This window comes from Glaciecola petra (assembly GCF_031846345.1).
In the GTDB taxonomy this organism is placed as follows: domain Bacteria; phylum Pseudomonadota; class Gammaproteobacteria; order Enterobacterales; family Alteromonadaceae; genus Glaciecola; species Glaciecola petra.
This window is the reverse complement of the sequence record NZ_JAVRHX010000002.1, coordinates 1-18783: the sequence shown is the minus strand read 5'-3', so window position 1 is coordinate 18783 and position 18783 is coordinate 1. Positions and strand designations below refer to the sequence as shown.

19 protein-coding genes and 1 pseudogene are annotated in these 18783 nt (G+C 39.2%); 11 read left to right on the top strand and 9 right to left on the bottom strand.

Translation table 11 applies throughout. From position 1 onward, the window contains the following. Positions 1-169: 169 nt before the first annotated feature. Complete coding sequence (locus RM552_RS08100) at positions 170-1621, top strand: TrkH family potassium uptake protein (RefSeq protein ID WP_311368321.1); 1452 nt, start codon at positions 170-172, stop codon at positions 1619-1621. A gap of 903 nt (positions 1622-2524) precedes the next feature. On the opposite strand, the gene RM552_RS08095 is transcribed toward RM552_RS08100, so the two are convergent. Beyond that, on the bottom strand, positions 2525-2776 hold the full coding sequence (locus tag RM552_RS08095) for a hypothetical protein (protein ID WP_311368320.1): 252 nt from the start codon (positions 2774-2776) through the stop codon (positions 2525-2527). Positions 2777-2976: 200 nt separating this feature from the next. After that, positions 2977-3444 (bottom strand): nuclear transport factor 2 family protein, encoded by a 468-nt coding sequence (locus RM552_RS08090; RefSeq protein ID WP_311368319.1) that lies wholly within the window; start codon positions 3442-3444, stop codon positions 2977-2979. A gap of 174 nt (positions 3445-3618) precedes the next feature. Here RM552_RS08090 and RM552_RS08085 point away from each other — a divergent pair, with 174 nt between their 5' ends. After that, positions 3619-4392 (top strand): hypothetical protein, encoded by a 774-nt coding sequence (locus RM552_RS08085; protein ID WP_311368318.1) that lies wholly within the window; start codon positions 3619-3621, stop codon positions 4390-4392. Positions 4393-5025: 633 nt separating this feature from the next. Beyond that, positions 5026-5319: pseudogene (locus RM552_RS08080) on the top strand (DUF6265 family protein); the annotation flags it as partial. 14 nt (positions 5320-5333) lie between these two features. Here RM552_RS08080 and RM552_RS08075 read toward each other — a convergent pair. The 5 genes from RM552_RS08075 to def form a co-directional block, all read right to left on the bottom strand. Continuing rightward, positions 5334-5519 (bottom strand): hypothetical protein, encoded by a 186-nt coding sequence (locus tag RM552_RS08075; RefSeq protein ID WP_311368317.1) that lies wholly within the window; start codon positions 5517-5519, stop codon positions 5334-5336. A 23-nt stretch (positions 5520-5542) separates the two neighbouring features. Further along, positions 5543-6919 (bottom strand): Trk system potassium transporter TrkA, encoded by a 1377-nt coding sequence (gene trkA / locus RM552_RS08070; protein ID WP_311368316.1) that lies wholly within the window; start codon positions 6917-6919, stop codon positions 5543-5545. 43 nt (positions 6920-6962) lie between these two features. After that, a complete protein-coding gene (gene rsmB / locus RM552_RS08065) occupies positions 6963-8291 on the bottom strand; it encodes a 16S rRNA (cytosine(967)-C(5))-methyltransferase RsmB (protein WP_311368315.1) in 1329 nt (442 codons plus the stop codon). A 64-nt stretch (positions 8292-8355) separates the two neighbouring features. Continuing rightward, positions 8356-9297, bottom strand: a complete 942-nt coding sequence (gene fmt / locus RM552_RS08060; RefSeq protein ID WP_311368314.1) for a methionyl-tRNA formyltransferase — start codon at positions 9295-9297, stop codon at positions 8356-8358. A gap of 11 nt (positions 9298-9308) precedes the next feature. Then, complete coding sequence (gene def, locus RM552_RS08055; protein ID WP_311368313.1) at positions 9309-9818, bottom strand: peptide deformylase; 510 nt, start codon at positions 9816-9818, stop codon at positions 9309-9311. Positions 9819-10187: 369 nt separating this feature from the next. On the opposite strand from def, the gene RM552_RS08050 reads away from it, so the two are divergent. From RM552_RS08050 to aroE, 8 genes are all read left to right on the top strand, one after another. Then, a complete protein-coding gene (locus tag RM552_RS08050; protein ID WP_311368312.1) occupies positions 10188-11261 on the top strand; it encodes a LysM peptidoglycan-binding domain-containing protein in 1074 nt (357 codons plus the stop codon). A gap of 75 nt (positions 11262-11336) precedes the next feature. After that, positions 11337-12476, top strand: coding sequence for a DNA-processing protein DprA (gene dprA, locus RM552_RS08045; protein ID WP_311368311.1), 1140 nt, complete (start codon positions 11337-11339; stop codon positions 12474-12476). A gap of 3 nt (positions 12477-12479) precedes the next feature. Next, positions 12480-12956 (top strand): DUF494 family protein, encoded by a 477-nt coding sequence (locus RM552_RS08040; RefSeq protein ID WP_311368310.1) that lies wholly within the window; start codon positions 12480-12482, stop codon positions 12954-12956. A gap of 30 nt (positions 12957-12986) precedes the next feature. After that, entirely contained in the window at positions 12987-13550 is a 564-nt protein-coding gene (locus tag RM552_RS08035; protein ID WP_311368309.1) for a DNA topoisomerase family protein, read from the top strand. A gap of 41 nt (positions 13551-13591) precedes the next feature. Further along, positions 13592-14146, top strand: a complete 555-nt coding sequence (tsaC, locus tag RM552_RS08030; protein WP_311368308.1) for an L-threonylcarbamoyladenylate synthase type 1 TsaC — start codon at positions 13592-13594, stop codon at positions 14144-14146. A 75-nt stretch (positions 14147-14221) separates the two neighbouring features. Further along, a complete protein-coding gene (gene hemF / locus RM552_RS08025; protein ID WP_311368307.1) occupies positions 14222-15136 on the top strand; it encodes an oxygen-dependent coproporphyrinogen oxidase in 915 nt (304 codons plus the stop codon). Positions 15137-15318: 182 nt separating this feature from the next. Beyond that, a complete protein-coding gene (locus RM552_RS08020; protein ID WP_311368306.1) occupies positions 15319-16002 on the top strand; it encodes an OmpW family outer membrane protein in 684 nt (227 codons plus the stop codon). 262 nt (positions 16003-16264) lie between these two features. Further along, positions 16265-17104, top strand: a complete 840-nt coding sequence (gene aroE / locus RM552_RS08015; protein ID WP_311368305.1) for a shikimate dehydrogenase — start codon at positions 16265-16267, stop codon at positions 17102-17104. Between the two features lie 113 nt (positions 17105-17217). Here the strand turns inward: aroE and RM552_RS08010 are convergent, their stop codons facing one another. Together RM552_RS08010 and RM552_RS08005 are read right to left on the bottom strand one after the other, a co-directional pair. Next, a complete protein-coding gene (locus tag RM552_RS08010; RefSeq protein ID WP_311368304.1) occupies positions 17218-17751 on the bottom strand; it encodes a gamma carbonic anhydrase family protein in 534 nt (177 codons plus the stop codon). 37 nt (positions 17752-17788) lie between these two features. Next, a complete protein-coding gene (locus tag RM552_RS08005) occupies positions 17789-18403 on the bottom strand; it encodes a LysE family translocator (protein ID WP_311368303.1) in 615 nt (204 codons plus the stop codon). Between the last annotated feature and the right edge of the window lie 380 nt (positions 18404-18783).

Here is an 18783-nt window from a genome sequence, read left to right as displayed (position 1 = left end):
ACTTTGATGTGATAAAGTTATCACAAATTTTGACGTTGCCAAGTAAAAAAATGAATTTATTTTTTTATCTTTTTCGTTCAATGAGTTATAACTACCTATACAGTTTTGGCATTAAATTTGGTTACTCTAGAACTTATAAGCTAAAGAGTAATTTGGGGGCACTCAAAAAGTGCAGTATCGGGCAATAATAAGAATTCTAGGCTTACTGGTTGCGCTGTTTAGCGTAACGATGTTGCCGCCTGCTTTGATTTCTGTCATTTACGAAGATGGCGGTGGCTTGGCCTTTGTTGTCGCTTTCTTCTTGAGTTTAGTAACAGGTTTAGCATTTTGGTATCCTAATCGTCGAAATCGAGCAGATTTAAGAGCAAAAGAAGGTTTTTTGATTGTTGTACTCTTCTGGACAGTCCTTGCTTTGTTCGGCGCGCTTCCTTTTTCTTTGTTAAATCAACCTGAGATGAGTCTTACCGATTCTATATTTGAGTCATTTTCTGGATTAACCACAACCGGCGCAACAGTAATTGAAGGTATCGAGTTCTTACCTAAAGCCGTGCAGTTTTATCGTCAACAATTGCAATGGTTAGGAGGGATGGGGATTATAGTGTTGGCGGTTGCTATTTTGCCAATACTTGGCGTTGGAGGTATGCAGCTCTATCGTGCAGAAACACCAGGCCCGGTGAAAGACTCTAAGATGACCCCGCGAATTGCCGATACTGCCAAACATTTGTGGTACATTTATTTGTCGTTAACAATTGCATGTAGCGCTGCCTATTGGGTCGCCGGCATGAATCTATTTGATGCTGTTTGCCACGCTTTCTCAACCGTCGCAATAGGAGGTTTTTCTACTTACGATGCGAGTTTAGGTTATTTTAATAGTGCGGCAGTAAATATGGTGTGTGTTGTCTTTTTATGGATAGCAGCGCTTAATTTTTCATTACACTACGCGGCAGTTAGTGGTCGCAACATTCGAAATTATTTCAGAGATCCAGAGTGCAAAGCCTTTTTCAGCATTCAGTTTGCTCTGGTTACAGTGTGTTTTTTGGTATTGGTTTATTACTCTGCTTATGACAGTGCTGAGGTTGCTTTTGACCAAGCACTTATTCAAGCAGTATCTATCAGCACTACAGCTGGTTTTGCGACTACAGACTTCTCTTCATGGCCCGCGTTTTTACCTATTTTACTAATATTTTCTAGCTTTATTGGTGGCTGTGCTGGCTCGACGGGTGGTGGTTTAAAAGTGATACGTGTGCTTTTATTATTTATCCAAGGCAAGCGCGAAGTTGACCGACTAATTCATCCTAAAGCGGTGTATTCAGTTAAGTTGGGAGACAGGGCTATGCCCAGTCGTGTGGTTGAGGCGGTTTGGGGCTTTTTAGCTGCCTATGCTTTGGTTTTTGTGATTATTATGATTGGCCTCATTGCAACAGGCTTGGACAACGTTACTGCTTTTTCCGCTACCGCTGCGGCTTTAAACAACTTAGGTCCTGGCTTAGGTGAAGTTGCTGGCACTTATGCTCAAGTAACCGACGCTGGTAAATGGTTTCTAATGGTCGCAATGTTATTTGGCCGGCTTGAAATCTTCTCTTTGTTGGTTTTGTTTTCACCCACTTTCTGGCGCAGTTAGTTTGTTCAATAATCATCCCGAGCTTGAGATAGAAAAGGGTGCTCAGATTAGGGGCGACAGACCCTAACTAAAATCTGAATATTCTGAATATAATGATATGAAATCAATCCAGACTTATTTTATTTTGACGCTATTTATAATGGCTATTTGCATTCTGAGGTTGGAAGTAACGATTTAAATGGAAACGGACCAACGTCCGTTTTGTGCAAAAGATGGTAGATTAAGCCAAGCTTTTGAGTATTTTCTTTTTAAATGACTGACAAAAAACATCCAAAAGCAGACATAGCTATACCTCAAATTTATAAACATCCTAGGTCATTCCCACGAAAGTGGGAACCTCTAAAACAGCTTAATAAATATAAGAAAAGCCACTTTCAAAAAAGCTTAAATCCATTGTTTTTTCTTAAATCACGCCTTGATTGTGAGAGGTTCCCGCTTTCGCGGGAATGACGAGAGGGATGTATCTAATAAATAGTGCACAATCCGTCCGGAAACTGCGCCTCAAGTGCCGTTCAAGACCCCAAATAATATCAAACTTATTATCATTCGACATTTTTACGTTAAATGATTCCCTCAAAAATACTTTCATAACTAATTCTCCTGTCAGCTTTTTTAACAATCTTACCAATCCTCAATTGAAAAAATTTTGCAAGTTTCTGTTTTATATGCAAATTGAGTAGGTTGTACTAAATATGCGCTCTATTACTAAACCCTCCAATATCTGCTGATACGCTAATAAGTTAGTGGAAAATATTGAAATGTTGAATTGTGTAAGTTTTGTATGCTGTGTTAGTTTGAAATGTCATGCGAAGATAAGCTATCGGTACAGGAATTGGGTGATTAGCATGCCATTGCTCCCACCGTGTAATAGTGTGTTTTTTTCACTCTTGCATTGAAGGTAGTTTATGCCCCAAAGTTGAATTCACGTTGAATAGTAAAATCCTCTGCGTATTGTTCTTTAGGTGGTGCCCGCAAAGGTGGCAACTGTGTTGGTTGCGCAGACACTGGGTACTTTTTATCTAAATGCTTCAGTATTTTTTGAATAACGTGGGCATCTATAATGCAAGCGATGATGCTTACATTGTGATTCTCGCACTTTTCGCATTCGGTAATGTCTATGTTGAATACTCGTTTTAGCCTTTGAGCCCATGTCATCCCTCTAGCATGGTATGGCTCATCAGTTTGGCTATTTTCTTGATTGTTTAGTTTAGGGCTATTTTTCCCTCGCTGTGATGCAGTGACTTGCGCACGAAGGTTGCTATTTGGCTGGTTTTTGCTCGTGCCTCGCTAATTTTAACCAGCTATTTTATTGCCTCTGAATGAGGCGTTAATGTAGTAATAATTCTGACGAATGATTACTTCAATTGCTCGGTTGTCATGAATGTTTCTGCTTCGATTTGCCAGAGACCATCAATTTGTCGCCATTTGGCTGAATAAATGCCTTTATAAGTAAGTTCGCCGCTATTGCTGCACAACCACTGGCCGGATTCCATTGCCATTTTCTCATCAGAAGTCACCTGAATACACTGCGCCACCCTGTCGCAAATGGTTTTGGCGTCACCGTTCTCTTTTGCATCATCTTCCCAGAGTGACAATTGAGCTTGTTTCCCAGAAAAAACAACGCTTTCAGTGCCAGTAATCAAGATAACATCAGACGTCAGTATTTTATCCATCGTCTTTATATCTGTATCTACAATGGCCTGATTGAACGCCATTCTCTGTGCAGTGATTTTTGCCGACTCTGGTGATTCTTCGCAAGGCACTGAAGCCACAGCAAAGGAATGGACGAAAGCTAAAAGCAGAAGCAATATGCTGATTTTCATTGGATTTATGTACTTATACATTTTGATTGTGTACCGCAAGTATTGATTCAATCCCGTCGACTGTCAAATAGTGTGAGTGTTGTCATGGTTTACATGCCACTACCCAAAATTCGCCCAGCGGTTTATACTGTGTGACGGTTTCGGACTACTGCTCACCTCAAAATGTGAGGAAATATGAATTTTAAATTACCACTACTGTTTATCTTACTTACATTCACTTTTGAATCCCCCGCTTACGATTTGTCCTGGGACAAGTATGATGTTGTCGACGGAGCAAACCCTAGTCTGCGCTATGGCTATTACACACAAGCAGGCGGGAAACTAAAAATGGGCAGATATTACTTTATTGATAACGGTTCTGATTTAAAGGTGAGACTGGCCCCTTTTGGGAGAAAGGCGACTGATTTACCTGTACATAACTATGATAGGAACAAAGGAATCATTAAGTTAGGTTGGGATGGACATCCAGACCGGGAGTGCACACTATCAAAACAAGGTGAAACTCACTTTATCGGCAATTGTCTCGAAAAAAACTTGGTAATGCCCATAGTCATCCGGGTAGCAAATGAAAATGATAATGAATGGATGGGTGTTTATTTTTCAGTCTCCGAAACCGATATTTCAATAGTTAAAAAAGCAAAAGTCATTATGTCGTCACAAGACACCAGAAATTTGGCGGGAGATCGAATTTGTGATGATGACATACAAACGGGGAAGTTTAGCTTTTACTGTTCGTTGTATTACGCAGCGATTGAAGTAGATGGTGTCTACAGACATCGAAGACCCGCCATGCAAGCCATAAGAAACGAGTTAGTAAAACGCTACCCGGGCAACTACATCCACAGAATACGTGACATTAATAACAACCCTCAGGTAACCAATGAAGAACTCCTTGAAGTTTTGGATGTAGTCATTGACAAACTCACGCTTGAATTAAATAAAGAGTGAAAAAGCTTCAAGGACAAGGATGTCCTTAAGACTGATGAAGCAGTGAATGTTTATGAACGTGCCAAGCGTTACCGTTTTTACAGTAAACAAAACAACATTTGATGAAATTGAACAATTACTTGAAGAAACTAACAAGATTTTAAGGCAATTGGAGGCTTAAGTATTCAAGTCTTAGAACCAAATCTAAGTAGAGCAAATAGCCAGAGATAGACGAATTACATACTGAACTCAGTTGAATAATTTCTATTAGAAACCTTGTCGGCTAATGCGAAGAAAAGCGCAAAAGCAGCCGTTCGGTCAGTCGTAAGTTAAGCTCTTATTAGTCACAATATAATTCACAATATTCATGGATAAAACTATGTGCTAGCAAAACAACAGAGTGAAACTTACAAGCGTCACCGACCTGAAACTGCCTCTAAGGAGCCGTTTTCTAACCTATTTTCCAACCCGTGCTAGGTTCACCCAGATAAGTCAGAAAAAGCAATTTCCAACCTCAGAATGCAAATAGCCTTTATAATTTTGTAGTCTTGTGTTCCGCAAAATCAGATAGCGAGAGTCGAATTCTTACTAGGAACATGGCAAGTTGAAGGCACGCAAACATATGAATCATAGACAAAAGTTGCGGGTACCTTAGTTGGAGAGTCGTACAAAATTATTCAAGGAAATAAGAAAGTTACTGAAGAGATGGAAATAAAATTTGCCGACAATAAGGTAGTTTATACGGCGACGGTGTTAAACCAAAATGATGGAAGAGGTATTCCTTTCGTTTTAAATACAGCTGAAAAAGAAACATTTTCTTTTGAAAACCTACAGCATGATTTTCCGTCTAAGATTCAGTACAAAGTGCTCTCAAACACTGGTTTACGGGTTAGTGTGTTAGGGAAAGACGGAACAGGTTTTTCATTTAAAATGATAAAAAAACAGTAAACTTATGCGTAAAATCAGTTCGTTTTTTTATCTTCTTTTTTACCAAAAATGGATGTTTTGCCGGTGGCTAACAAATAAAAACGTTCGCACGCAAACAACATCATTAGAATACCCAAAACAATATCGAACCATTCGTCTTGGGTAATCCCAAAGAATAATAGTAGGCAACCAAGCGCAATAAAAAATATACCTGAAAACATAACTTATCCTTGTGAATGGAGCCTTAAAAAAACAAAGCACTTGGTTGGAATAATCTTTCTACATCGCCAATGAATTTTTTATCGACTAAAAATAAAATAACATGATCATTTGCTTTAATAACGGTATCAGAATGTGCAATAACTACTTCGTCTTCTCTTACTACTGCACCAATAGTTGTGCCTGGTGGTAGTTTAATATCACGAATTTGTTTACCCACTACTTTAGACGTTTGTTGGTCACCATGAGCAATTGCTTCAATTGCTTCGGCGGCACCTCTTCTGAGTGAGTGCACGTTTACAATGTCGCCCCGTCTTATGTGGGTTAATAGCGCAGATATTGTAGCTTGCTGTGGCGAAAATGCGATATCAATATCGCCACCTTGTACCAAGTCCACATAGGCGCTGCGTTGTATCAAAACCATGGCCTTAGCCGCTCCCATACGCTTGGCTAACATCGCTGACATAATATTTGCTTCATCGTCGTTAGTTACCGCAATAAAGGCATCAACCTGCTCAACATTCTCTTCTAATAATAGGCTGGCATCAGACGCATCTCCTTGAAACACAGTCGCATGATCTAGGGTTGAAGCTAAATAATTTGCTCGGTCTAAACTGTATTCGATGAGCTTAACATTATGCTTACGTTCTAAACGTTTCGCTAAACCAGCACCAATTAATCCGCCACCGGCTATCATGATTCTCTTATAACTGGCTTCCAGTTTTTGTAACTCGCTCATTACTGCTCGAATATGTTTGGTATCGGCAATAAAGAAGACCTCATCGTCGGCTTCAATAACCGTCGATCCCAGTGGGCGGATAGGTCTACCACGTCTATAAATCGCCGCTACTCGAGTATCAACATTTGGCATATGCTCTTTCAGTGCTGATAATGCGTGCCCAACCAACAAACCACCATAATAGGCTTTAACAGCAACCAGACTGGCTCGGCCATCAGCAAACTCTACTACTTGCAGTGCGCCGGGATAATCGATAAGTCTTTTAATAGCGGTAGTGACCAGTTGCTCTGGCGCAATAAGATGATCCACCGGAATATCTTTATTCTGATACAGTTGATCTTGATAAATGATATATTGTTCAGACCGAACTCGTGCAATTTTGGTGGGCGTTTTAAATAAACTATGAGCAACTTGACAAGCCATCATATTGCTTTCATCACTGTTAGTAACAGCGATTATCATGTCTGCATCTTCAGCACCGGCTTTTTTGAGCACATCAGGATGTGAACCAATACCACATACAATTTGGAGGTCTAAGCGGTCTTGTAAGCTCGACAAAATACTCGATTCAGAATCGATAATGGTAATTTCATTTTTTTCTCCCGCTAAATTTTCAGCGAGGGTTCCACCTACTTGACCAGCGCCTATAATGATTATTTTCATGCTAGTTCTTTTTCGTAAAGGAGATTATTGTCATATCTTTTATCTAACACTTTAGCAGTCTTGCATAAAAGAAACCATCCATGTTTTCTTGGCCGGGTAAAATCTGCCAATAATCGACTATTTCGCCATTGTTGGTTTCAACTGAAGTTAAGCTTGCGTCTGCATTTTTGTTTAAAAAGTTTTCTATTTGTTGTTGGTTTTCTTGTGGCAAGATTGAGCAAGTTGCGTATAAGAGTTCGCCGCCTACTTTTAGTTTCTGCCAAGCTTGTTGTAGTATTTTTGCCTGTATGTCGACGAGGACTTCAATATCTTGTGGTTTACGTAGCCACATAATGTCGGGGTGGCGGCGTATTACGCCTGTGGCGGAGCAAGGGGCATCAAGTAAAATCTTATCAAATTCTGGTAAATAAGGGTTTTCAGATAGCTCAAGTGCATCTCCGGTAATAATTTTCACCATATTTTCGTTGGCGGGCAAGTGACGCAAACGCAGTAAGTTTTCATGTATTTTTTCAACTCTATCATTATGCAAGTCTAGTGCATAAAGAGCTTTCAACTTAGGTTGCCACTCAATTATGGCAGCGGTTTTGCCGCCAGGAGCTGCGCAGCAATCAAGCACTGTGTCGCCCACTTTTGGTTGCAGTAAACGAGCGGCTTGTTGTGCAGCTTGGTCTTGAATTGCAAATAGTCCTTCATTGTAGCCAGGTAATAGAGTAATGTCGCCAGGTTTGCTTAGCTTAATAGCATGACCTAGCCCTTGTTCAAAATCATAAGCTGAAGCTGACAGCAATGCCAAATAATCTTTAAGATCAATTTGTAGCGTATTAACTCTTAACCAAATATCAGCTCGTTTCTGCATATTTTTGATAATATTTTCAGCATCGTCTGGATGTCTTGTCGCAATCAACTTGTAAAGCCATTTCGGCACACCTAAATCGATATGGGCTTGGCCGATTGGCTGCTTGGCAAGGCCTTCTCTTTGAAATCGCCTTAATACGGCATTAACTAAACCGGCTAAACGCTCTTCCTTCAGCTTTTTACAAGCATTAACGGTTTCTGAAACCGCAGCATGTTCTGCAGTGCGGGTATGTGTTAATTGATACAAGCCAAGCATGATTAAATGCTCGATTATCTTTTGTTTTTTCTTTAGTGGTTTGTCGAGTATTTGCCGCAACCAAAATTGTAATTTTGGCAACGTGCGTAAACTCCCGTAAATCATTTCTTGTAACCACGCCCGATTTTTGGGGTCTGGATGACGTTGCCACACTATTGGCATCAATTCTCTGGCAGAATGACCATTTTCTAATATTTGAAATAATACCCACGCGGCATCACAGCGCAAATCGTTCGCGTGCCTTAATGTTAACTCTCTCATTTGCGGGTGCCCACAAATTCAAAGATTACTTTGTAAATGTATATTTGAAAGACCGTTTTTAATTTCATTCTATTATATCACCCACTTCAAATAACTCGGCTTGGCCATTGACTAAGTCGATTATTCTTTGCGGTTTTTTGCCTGGGATTTGCAGTTTATCTATGACTAACACGTTTTCGATTGTTGCGATAAATAGGCCTGTTTTATCAAACTTTATAATTTCACCCGGTGTCATTCTGCTTTGTTGCCCGGCTTCGATCGTTTCATCACGAGCTTGCCAAACTTTAAACGCTTTTCCTTTGTACTCAAACCATGCGACTGGCCATGGGTCGAACGCGCGAACGTTGCGCTGCAACTGTTGGGCGGGCATTTGCCAGTTTAAATACGCTTCTTGTTTACTTAACTTCTTCGCGTAGGTTGCCTTCGAATCTTCTTGCTTTTGGCGCCCAAAGCTATGCCAATTTTGTAAGCAATGTACAAGTGTTTTTGGCCCTAAATGCGCTAGTTTTTGATAGAGGCTGGCACTGGTATCGTCGTTTTCTATTGGAATTGACGCTATATGAATCACATCACCGGTGTCTAGGCCTTCATCCATATGCATGATACTGACGCCAGTTTTTTCATCGCCTGCCCATATAGACCGTTGGATAGGTGCTGCTCCACGCCATTTTGGCAAAATAGACCCGTGCACGTTTATGCAAGCTTTAGAAGGAATGTCGAGAATTGCTTTGGGTAAAATTAAGCCATAAGCAACTACCACCATAATATCGGGTGCTAAATCGGCAAGTTCGGCTTGCACTTGTTGATCTTTAAGAGAGGGAGGCTGAAATATCGGTAAGTTATTCGCGATGGCGAGTTTTTTAACCGCCGATTGGTTGAGTTTCTTACCTCTGCCTGCGGGTCTGTCTGGCTGGGTGTAAACACCTATTATTTCAAACTCAGCATCAATCAATGCTTGTAAATGAGCAGCAGCAAAATCAGGCGTGCCGGCAAATAAAATACGCAATCTTTCCTACCTTATGCTTTAGCCGCTAAACGAGCTTCTTTTTCTAGTTTCTTTTTAATTCGGTCGCGCTTTAGAGGGGATAAATAATCAACAAACAATTTTCCTTTTAAGTGATCAAGTTCATGCTGTATACAAACCGCTAGTAAGCCTTCTGCTTCGAGCTCAAATGATTCACCATTTTTGTCGAGAGCTTTTACCGTTACCTTTTCAGCTCGGTCTACTTTTGCATAGTTATTTGGCACTGACAAACAGCCTTCTTCGCTAATCGTTGAGCCTGATTTTTCCATTATTTCTGGGTTGATAAACACATAAGGTTCATTTTGTTCTTCCGATACATCCATTACCACAACACGTTTATGAACATTCACTTGGGTAGCAGCAAGACCAATACCTTTTTCATCTTTCATGGTTTCAAACATATCAGCGACTAATTTTTTAATGTCTTTGTTTACCGATTCTACAGGTTTAGCTACTGTTCGCAGCCGTTCATCGGGAAACGTTAATACTTTTAGTACAGGCATAAATTCACTCTTTAGGTCAGTATCAATATCTATAACATTGATGCAAAATTCGTATTTAACCAATGCTTCTTAGGGTTAATATGGTATTGCTTAGGGTTTTATTCAATCTTATTGTTGTTTCGATTGAATAGGTTTTAGTTTTAAGCTCTAGCAATTTTAGTGTTGCATGTCACTTATATTGCGCCTAAAAGGCTAATAAGTTACTCAATCGCTTAATTTTATTTCAATTAAACCGATAACTTATTATACATCAGTTGTTGCTGAGATAAATCACTCACCAAGAGTTTAATAAGTGAATGTGAAGCGGCAACTCTTATTTATGTTCGTTAAACGCCGAACATTAGAAGAATTTTACAAAGGTTAAGTGCAATGGCAAAGAGCTCAAGTCTTATCAAAATAGGTATTTTGACACTAACATTATTATGGGTGTCAGCCATTAGAGCAGACGATATAAGCGTTAGATCAGATGCGCCAGAAACTTATGTTGTTGTCAAAGGAGATACTCTTTGGGATATTTCCAGCCTATTTTTAGACAAACCTTGGTTGTGGCCAGAGTTATGGCGTACCAATACGCAAATTGAAAATCCGCATCTTATTTATCCTGGTGATGTGCTTAGACTTCGATATGAAAACGGTCAACCGGTACTTGAATTAGTGCGAGACAAGTCAACAATTACCCTCACGCCTAATAGCAAAGTAACAACAAAACCATCGCCTATTTCTGTATTACCTTGGAGTGATATCGAACATCATTTTGGTAATGGAAGCATGATGGACGCGGTTAAATATCAATCATTGCCGATTGTTTTAGGAGATCAAGAAGGTTCGCCTCGTTTCACTAACACTGATTTTGTGCTTGCGCATAATGTTGATGATACCAAGACGGAATATAAAGTTGTGCGCAAAGAACGTGAGGTATTTGATAGCTTGGGTAAAAGTTTAGGGGTTCAAGTAAGCTATTTGAGCGACGCAAGCGTTACCGAAACACTCTCTCAGCAACGTCAAATTGTTAAAATTCACGAAAGTAAAATCGAAGCTAAAAAAGGTGATAAATTAGTCCTTAGCGAAAAGGTTAAAAAAAGAGACCTACGCTTAAAGCCAGCAAACAGACAAGTAGGTGAATTGGTTCAAAATGTGAATGGAAATGTATTAATTGGTGCTCATGACGTAGTAATCGTTAATATTGGTGCGCGCAAAGTAAAACCAGGTACAGTGTTTGGTATTTACGAAAAAGGCGAAGACATTAGCTACGACAAAGAATCTAGTTATGCGTTGACTAAATCGAGCATTGTTGACTTATTCAAACAGACCGAAGAAGTAGAGCAACCGGCATTTAAGGTCGGTGAATTAGTTGTCATTCGTAGCTTTGAGAATGCCAGTTATGCATGGGTGACTAAAACTAACACACACCTAAGTGGTGGAGAAATTATTGCTAGACCTTAAACAATACAATTATTAACAACCCTAGCGGGGATAATTGTATAGATAAACTTGTGATTCCAAGGAAGGAAAAACGCATTGCAACATTCAACATCCATTTCTGTCGAGTCCCAGTGTGCTCGGTTTTTATATTTAGCCAGTGTACCGAAGTTAGGCATTGTTTCCTTACTTAAAAGTGCAGAACAATTAAACTGCGATTTAAGTCAATTATGTGAACAAAGCAAGCAAAACCTATTGAAAGTTGGTTGGAACCAAACCCAAATTAAGGCCTTGAAGACACCAAATTATTCTATAGATAAGCAAGTGCGCTCAAGCTTGCATTGGCTAGCACAATCTGTACTTCATCATTTTATTTCTTTTGATAGTCCTTATTATCCTAATCGACTTCGGCAAATTTCTAGGCCTCCTCTTTTTCTGTTTGCAGTGGGAGATGTAAATTTGCTCTGTTGGCCTCAAATCGCCTTTGTGGGCAGTCGAAGTCCGTCTATTTATGGCGTGCAGTCGTGCCATACATTAATTCAACAGCTAGCATGTTTCGATAATATTGGCACTATTAGCGGATTGGCTCTAGGTATTGACGCGGCATGTCATAAAGCGAGTTTGGCCAATAACTTGCCTACTATCGCTGTGTTGGGTTGTGGGGTAGATATTATTTATCCCAAAAGACATGCAGATCTTTATCAGCAAATCAGGGATACAGGGCTTATATTATCTGAATTCCCCCTAGGCACTAAGCCCATGGCGCAGTTTTTTCCTCGGAGGAATAGGATTATTAGTGGCCTAAGCATGGGTGTGGTAGTGGTAGAAGCAAAACTAAAAAGCGGATCCTTAGTGACCGCGAAATATGCATTGGAGCAGAATAGGGAAGTATTCGCTTTACCTAACAATATAAATAACCCAAATGCCGAAGGTTGCCATTGGTTAATTAAACAAGGAGCGATGTTAGTAGAATGTGCTGATGATATTGTTACTGAGCTGATGCATATGAGTGGTTTTAATGATGTAACTATAGCTGATAAAAAAAATGAAAAAAAAACCAATTCTTGCTTGGCTTCTGAGCTATTGTTAGATAGTGTTGATTACAGCGCTACATCAGTTGACACAATTGCACAACGCAGCGGTATGTCCTTGAGTGATGTGCTGACACAATTATTAGAATATGAGTTGCGTGGCTTAGTAGCGTCAACCGCCGAAGGTTATATTAAATTGGGGGCTTAAAACATGTTCGATATTCTCATGTATTTATTTGAGAACTTAGTAAACAATCAGACAGAGTTAATGGTTGATCAAGATGAATTAACCGATGAGCTGATTCGAGCCGGTTTTCATCATGACGAAATATATAAAGCTTTAGCTTGGTTAGAAAAACTGTGCGACCTTCAATCAACCGACACTACACCATATTTAACCCATTCTGCTGAGATCTCTAATACTCGTGTTTATTGTGAAGATGAATTAATTAAACTTGATATAGAGTGTAGAGGATTTTTGATATTTCTAGAGCAAATAAATGTGCTTTGCTCTAATACTCGTGAAATGGTTATTGATCGAGTGATGGAAATCGATTCTTCAGAATTTTGTTTGGTTGACTTGAAATGGGTCGTGCTGATGGTGCTATTTAATGTGCCAGGCAAAGAATTAGCTTACGAACAAATGGAAGAGCTGATTTTTGAATTGCCGGAAGGGCAATTACATTAAGATCCTACTATTTAAAAGTTTGTTGATAAGATGAAAAACAAGGTAGAACCTTTATCGTCTAAAAATGCCAATCAACTTGCCTATGGTGATTGCCCAGATTGCGCCTCTCCCTTGCATATAAAATTTGTAGGCAAATCTAGTTTTTTAGGTTGCACCGGCTATCCAGAGTGCGATTATTCACAAGCCCTGAATCAAAATACCGTCACTGTAATTAAATACATTGAAAGTAGTGAGTGCCCAAAATGTAGTAAGGAATTGGCGGTAAAAAAGGGTCGTTTCGGTATGTTTATCGGTTGTACTAATTTTCCTGAGTGTGACTTTATCTCAACGAAGAAAAATCCAGATCAGAGACGCGAAGGTGAAGGCGTTGCATGCCCAAAGTGTGATGAAGGCATTTTGCAGGCAAAACAAAATCGTTTTGGTAAAACATTCTATGCATGCAGTGGATACCCAAAGTGCAAATTCATCGCTAACCATGAGCCTGTTGCAAAAACTTGTCCAAATTGTGGTGCTAATATTCTTTATAAAAAATCCAAAACTGACGCATCGTTAGTTTGTGCTGAACAAGATTGTCATTATTCTTGTAATGATTAGCACCTATTGATCAAGATGATATATTTTTAAAGGCACCAATAATGAAAGATAGTTTACAATATTTGCAGTCTTGGTTTGATAATGGAGGTGTGTTTGCTTATCCGACCGAAGCAGTGTTTGGTCTTGGTTGTGATCCCCAAAATCAAGAAGCGCTTTATCGTATACTTGAGTTAAAAAAACGCCCGGTTGAAAAAGGGGTGATACTTATTGCGAGTCAATGGACGCAAATACAAGCTTATGTGTCGATGGATAGTTTATCTATATCAACTCAAATGAGAATCAAAGAAAGTTGGCCTGGCCCAATTACTTGGTTGTTGCCTAAGTCTGCGAGCACGCCTGATTGGGTCAGCGGTGACTCGGACATGGTCGCTGTGCGTATAAGCGACCATCCGATTGTAAATACTATGTGTGATTTGCTTGGTAAAGCTATAGTGTCAACCAGTGCCAATCCCGCTGGATTAGAGCCTGCTAAAACGGCTAGGCAGGTATTAAGTTATTTTCCTGATGGCGTTCATATAATTGAGGGTGATTTGGGGCAACAACAAACGCCAAGCAAAATATTTCATAGTTTAACGCTTGAAACCATAAGGGCTTAAGCCCACAATTTAAATAAGGCTCAGAGATTATTGCTCTAAGCTTGTTAGTCACCTTTAAATAACGATGAGTATAAAATGAGTCAAGTAGATGCTGCGCAAATAAAACAAGTAAAAGACTTTCTACTAAATTTACAGGATGAAATTTGCCAATCACTTACTTTGGTTGATGCTGGCGGACAATTTGTTGAAGATTCATGGGATCGGGAAGAAGGCGGTGGTGGTCGTTCTAGAGTCTTAAAAAATGGCCAAGTCATAGAGCAAGGAGGGGTTAATTTCTCGCATGTATTCGGAAACAAAATGCCTGCTTCGGCAACGGCAGCCAGACCTGAATTAGCAGGCAGAAGCTTTCAAGCAATGGGTGTTTCTTTAGTGATACATCCACACAACCCTTTTGTGCCAACTTCCCACGCTAATGTTAGGTTTTTTGTAGCACTTAAAGAGGGGGAGGCACCTATTTGGTGGTTTGGCGGTGGATTTGATCTAACACCGAGTTATGTTTTCGAGGATGATGCAAAACACTGGCACCAAGTTGCCTATGATCTTTGCGAGCCCTTTGGTTCAGGTGTTTACGCAAAGTATAAAAAATGGTGTGATGAATATTTCTTTCTAAAGCATCGTAACGAAACCAGAGGTATTGGTGGGCTATTTTTTGACGATCTCAATCAGGAAGGATTTGACCGTAGTTTTGATTTTATGAAAGCAGTCGGCCAAGGCTATTTAAAAGCGTATGTTCCAATTGTTGAAAAGCGAAAGAACACGCCTTACACCGACAAAGAACGGCAGTTTCAGCTGTATAGAAGAGGTCGTTACGTGGAATTCAATCTTGTATACGATCGCGGTACTTTGTTTGGCTTGCAGACAGGCGGACGTACTGAATCAATTTTGATGTCGTTACCCCCTTTAACCCGCTGGGAGTATAACTATTTAGCCCCTAAAGGCTCCCCTGAAAGCAATATTCAGGAGTATCTAAAACCTATTGAGTGGTTATAAAGAATGATTGAGATTCTATTTGGCTCATTCTATTGTCCCCAAACAAAATAGCGCGAATTATTGATCAAGATCAAAACAAAGAAAGAGTTGTAAACCATTGTTTTAAAAACATTAACCTAGATCAATATTTTAATTATTCCCCTGTGTAACATCGCTTCAAAATTACTCAGGAGAAAAACTCAATGAAAAAATCAATAATCGGATTAGCCATTTTGGCATCACTCACTAGTGTTAATGTAATAGCTCACGAAACTGGCGATATGCTAGTACGTGTTGGTTTAACGACTGTCGCGCCAGACGAGTCTAGTTCTAACGTGTTTGTTGGTGGTGGCGATTTAGGCTTTGGCTTAAATGTAGACAATAATACTCAGCTAGGTCTTAACTTTGCTTATTTCCTTACAGACAATTGGAATATAGAAGTTTTAGCCGCAACCCCGTTTAAGCACGATGTTAAGGTAAATGCTAACCCGCTTGGTCTTGAGAAGCTTGCAGAAGTTACACATTTACCACCAACAGTAACGTCTAACTACTTTTTTGCTGACAAGGCTTCAGCGTTTCAACCTTATGCTGGTATTGGTTTGAATTACACCATCTTTTTTGATGAAGACTTTACTGACAGTAACGAAGCCTTAGGTTTTAGTGACCTTGATCTAGACGCCTCTTTTGGTTTATCTGCACAAGTTGGTTTTGACTATATGGTTGATGACAATTGGTTTATCAATGGCTCTGTTCGTTATATCGATATCAGCACTGACGCTACTTTTACGTTGAATAATGCGGACTTAAGCGCAAATAATGCACCGGGCGAAGTAACAGTCGATATTGACCCATGGGTTTATACGGTATCTGTTGGATACAAGTTCTAACTATTCAAATGCGTTACAAAATAGTAAATTTGTTCCTGCAACCAGGCAACGTGCAACCTTTCTTTTTTATACTGGTAGCGGAGGTTTGCGATTCGTTGATAAAATTCAAGGCGCAGTTAAGTTGATTGAGAAATAAATATTAGAAAACAAATAAGCTATGAGTCGAATAAATATGCTTTGTCATAGTGATATTTACTATGACATTGTTTCGTTTATCGTTATTCTAATACAATATCTGACGTTTTTTCTTTAGGACTTTTTTTTGAGTGCTTCACAAACTATGGCCTGCGTTTTTGGCAACCCAATAGAGCAGAGCAAATCACCAATAATACATGCTTTGTTTGCTGAACAATTCGATATTGATCTTCAATATGTAAAACGTTTTGCTGAAGCAGACGCATTTGCTTTTTCCGCCGATGAGTTTTTTAGCCTGCCCAATACTATCGGGGCAAATGTTACGATGCCTTTTAAGCATGATGCGCTCAAATGGGTTTCGTCTTTGTCTTCACAAGCAAAAAGAGCGGGAGCGGTGAATACTATTATTCGAAAGGGAAGTATTTTTGAAGGAGACAATACTGATGGTGTAGGCTTGGTGAATGATCTAAAAGATCATGGAGTTGATTTACAGGGCCTAAACATTCTAGTAGTAGGTGCTGGCGGTGCAGCGAAAGGCGTTTTACCTGCTCTTATCGACGCAGGCACAAATCAATTGTCGGTTTATAATAGAAGCGCCGATAAAGCCATAGCGTTAGTTAACGAAACAAATCACTATAAAGATAATATAGCGACTGTTTACGACGATGCAGCATACGACGAAGCAAAGGAAGGCTTTGACCTAATAATAAATGCAACATCGTTGAGCCTATATGGGAAATTACCGCAAATTTCAGATCTTGTATTTTCTAATAAGCCAGTTGTCTATGACATGGTCTATCAACCTTCTCCTACTGTTTTTATGCAAAAGGCGAATAGCTTTGGCTGCACAAATAACATTGATGGTCTGGGAATGCTAGTCAACCAGGCGGCACAAAGTTTTTACCTTTGGTTTGGTCATTACCCTGAAGTAGGAAAAGTGCATCAGTATTTGCTAGCTAATAAATAACCTCAAACTTGTTTAAGAAACGCTTCTCATCACGGCTATAATCGAGTATTTCTATGTTTAAAAATTAAGCAACAGAAAAAACTTTAGAGTCGGATAACAAACGCTCAGTAGTACTAATTATTTTCCATGTACTTATTTTTTAACATGACATAATTGGCAGCGGTGTCTTTAAAAAATGCGAGTTCTTTGTCTTTTAAAGGGCGCTTTTTCTCTACTGGGTTACCTACGTATAAATAACCACTTTCTAGGCGTTTTCTTGGTGGTACTAAAGAACCTGCAGCAATTAACACTTCAGATTCAATAATTGCACCATCTAATACAATTGCGCCCATCCCTACCAATACATTATTGGCAATTTTACAGCCATGAAGCATACATTTATGACCAACGGTCACATCGTCGCCTATTATTAGCGGATAACCTTCAGGATTTAATTGGCTAGGTCGACTTACATGTAATACGGAACCATCTTGAATATTACTCCGTTCTCCGATTCTGATTTTGTTGACATCACCCCTAGCTGCGACAATTGGCCAAATACTACTATCTTTACCAATTTTGATATCCCCCGCTAAAACGGCACTGTCATCTACAAAAACAGTTTTATCATAAATTGGTAAAATGCCATCGAATTTTTTAACTGTCATATACTTTCCTAAAGAAGTGTAAAGCTACTTATAAAACCTAGCCAATCGCTAACCAAATACCGACTAACGCTAGTAAACCTCCGCCGATTCGATTTATCCATTGTGCTTGATTGTTATTATTTAAGAGGTTTGATAAACCCTTTCCACCTGTTGCATAAATCAACATACATATAAACTCACTACATATGATAATAGTCAATAGAACTGTGAGTTGCATAAATATTGGTTTTTGGGTATCTAGGAAAGGTGGCAAAATAGAAGTCATAAACGCCCAACCCTTAGGGTTGCTAACGGCAGTAGCAAAGCCCTTAATAACAAGTTGTATATTAGTGTAGGTATGCTGTTGGTTATTTGTTTGTAACGATATAGGTGTAAACCACAGTTTAACTCCCAAATAAAATAGATATAAACCTGCAAGCCACTTAAATATATTGAACGCTAATGGATAATTAAGAACTAAGGTTGCTACACCATATATCGCACATACCGCGACTACAGAAACACCAACTACTTCTCCCAACATCATCCAAATTGTTCTTTTAACCCCTATTGTCATTCCTAAGCTCATGGCTAAACTCATACACAAACCCGGTGAGATAGAAATAATGAAAAATGTGGGTATAAAAATGATTAAAACAGAGATATCAGGCATAAAACGTTATTAGCGAGGTGTTAACTATGATTTATGGCCTATTAGAGTAGCATAATTTGAATAGACAATACTCATTTTTGTAAACTAATGAAATAGGTTTACAGGTTTCTTAATCCCTTTATAAGTATAAAAATTAGCCGTTTGATTAGTAAACTCATCTAATTGTCTATAAATCTAACTTTTAGTGATGTTTAGTGTTGACCTTACAAACTAAATGTGTAGAATCCGCGGTCGCTCGAGGAAGCTCAGCCATATTTTCATATAGCGTGGATTATTAGTTATTTAATTTTACTCTACATTGAGTATTGGCCGAGTTTAAAGCTTGAAAAAGCGATGTTTTATTAAGTAGTTAAAAAAAATCACTTATTTAACAAAATATC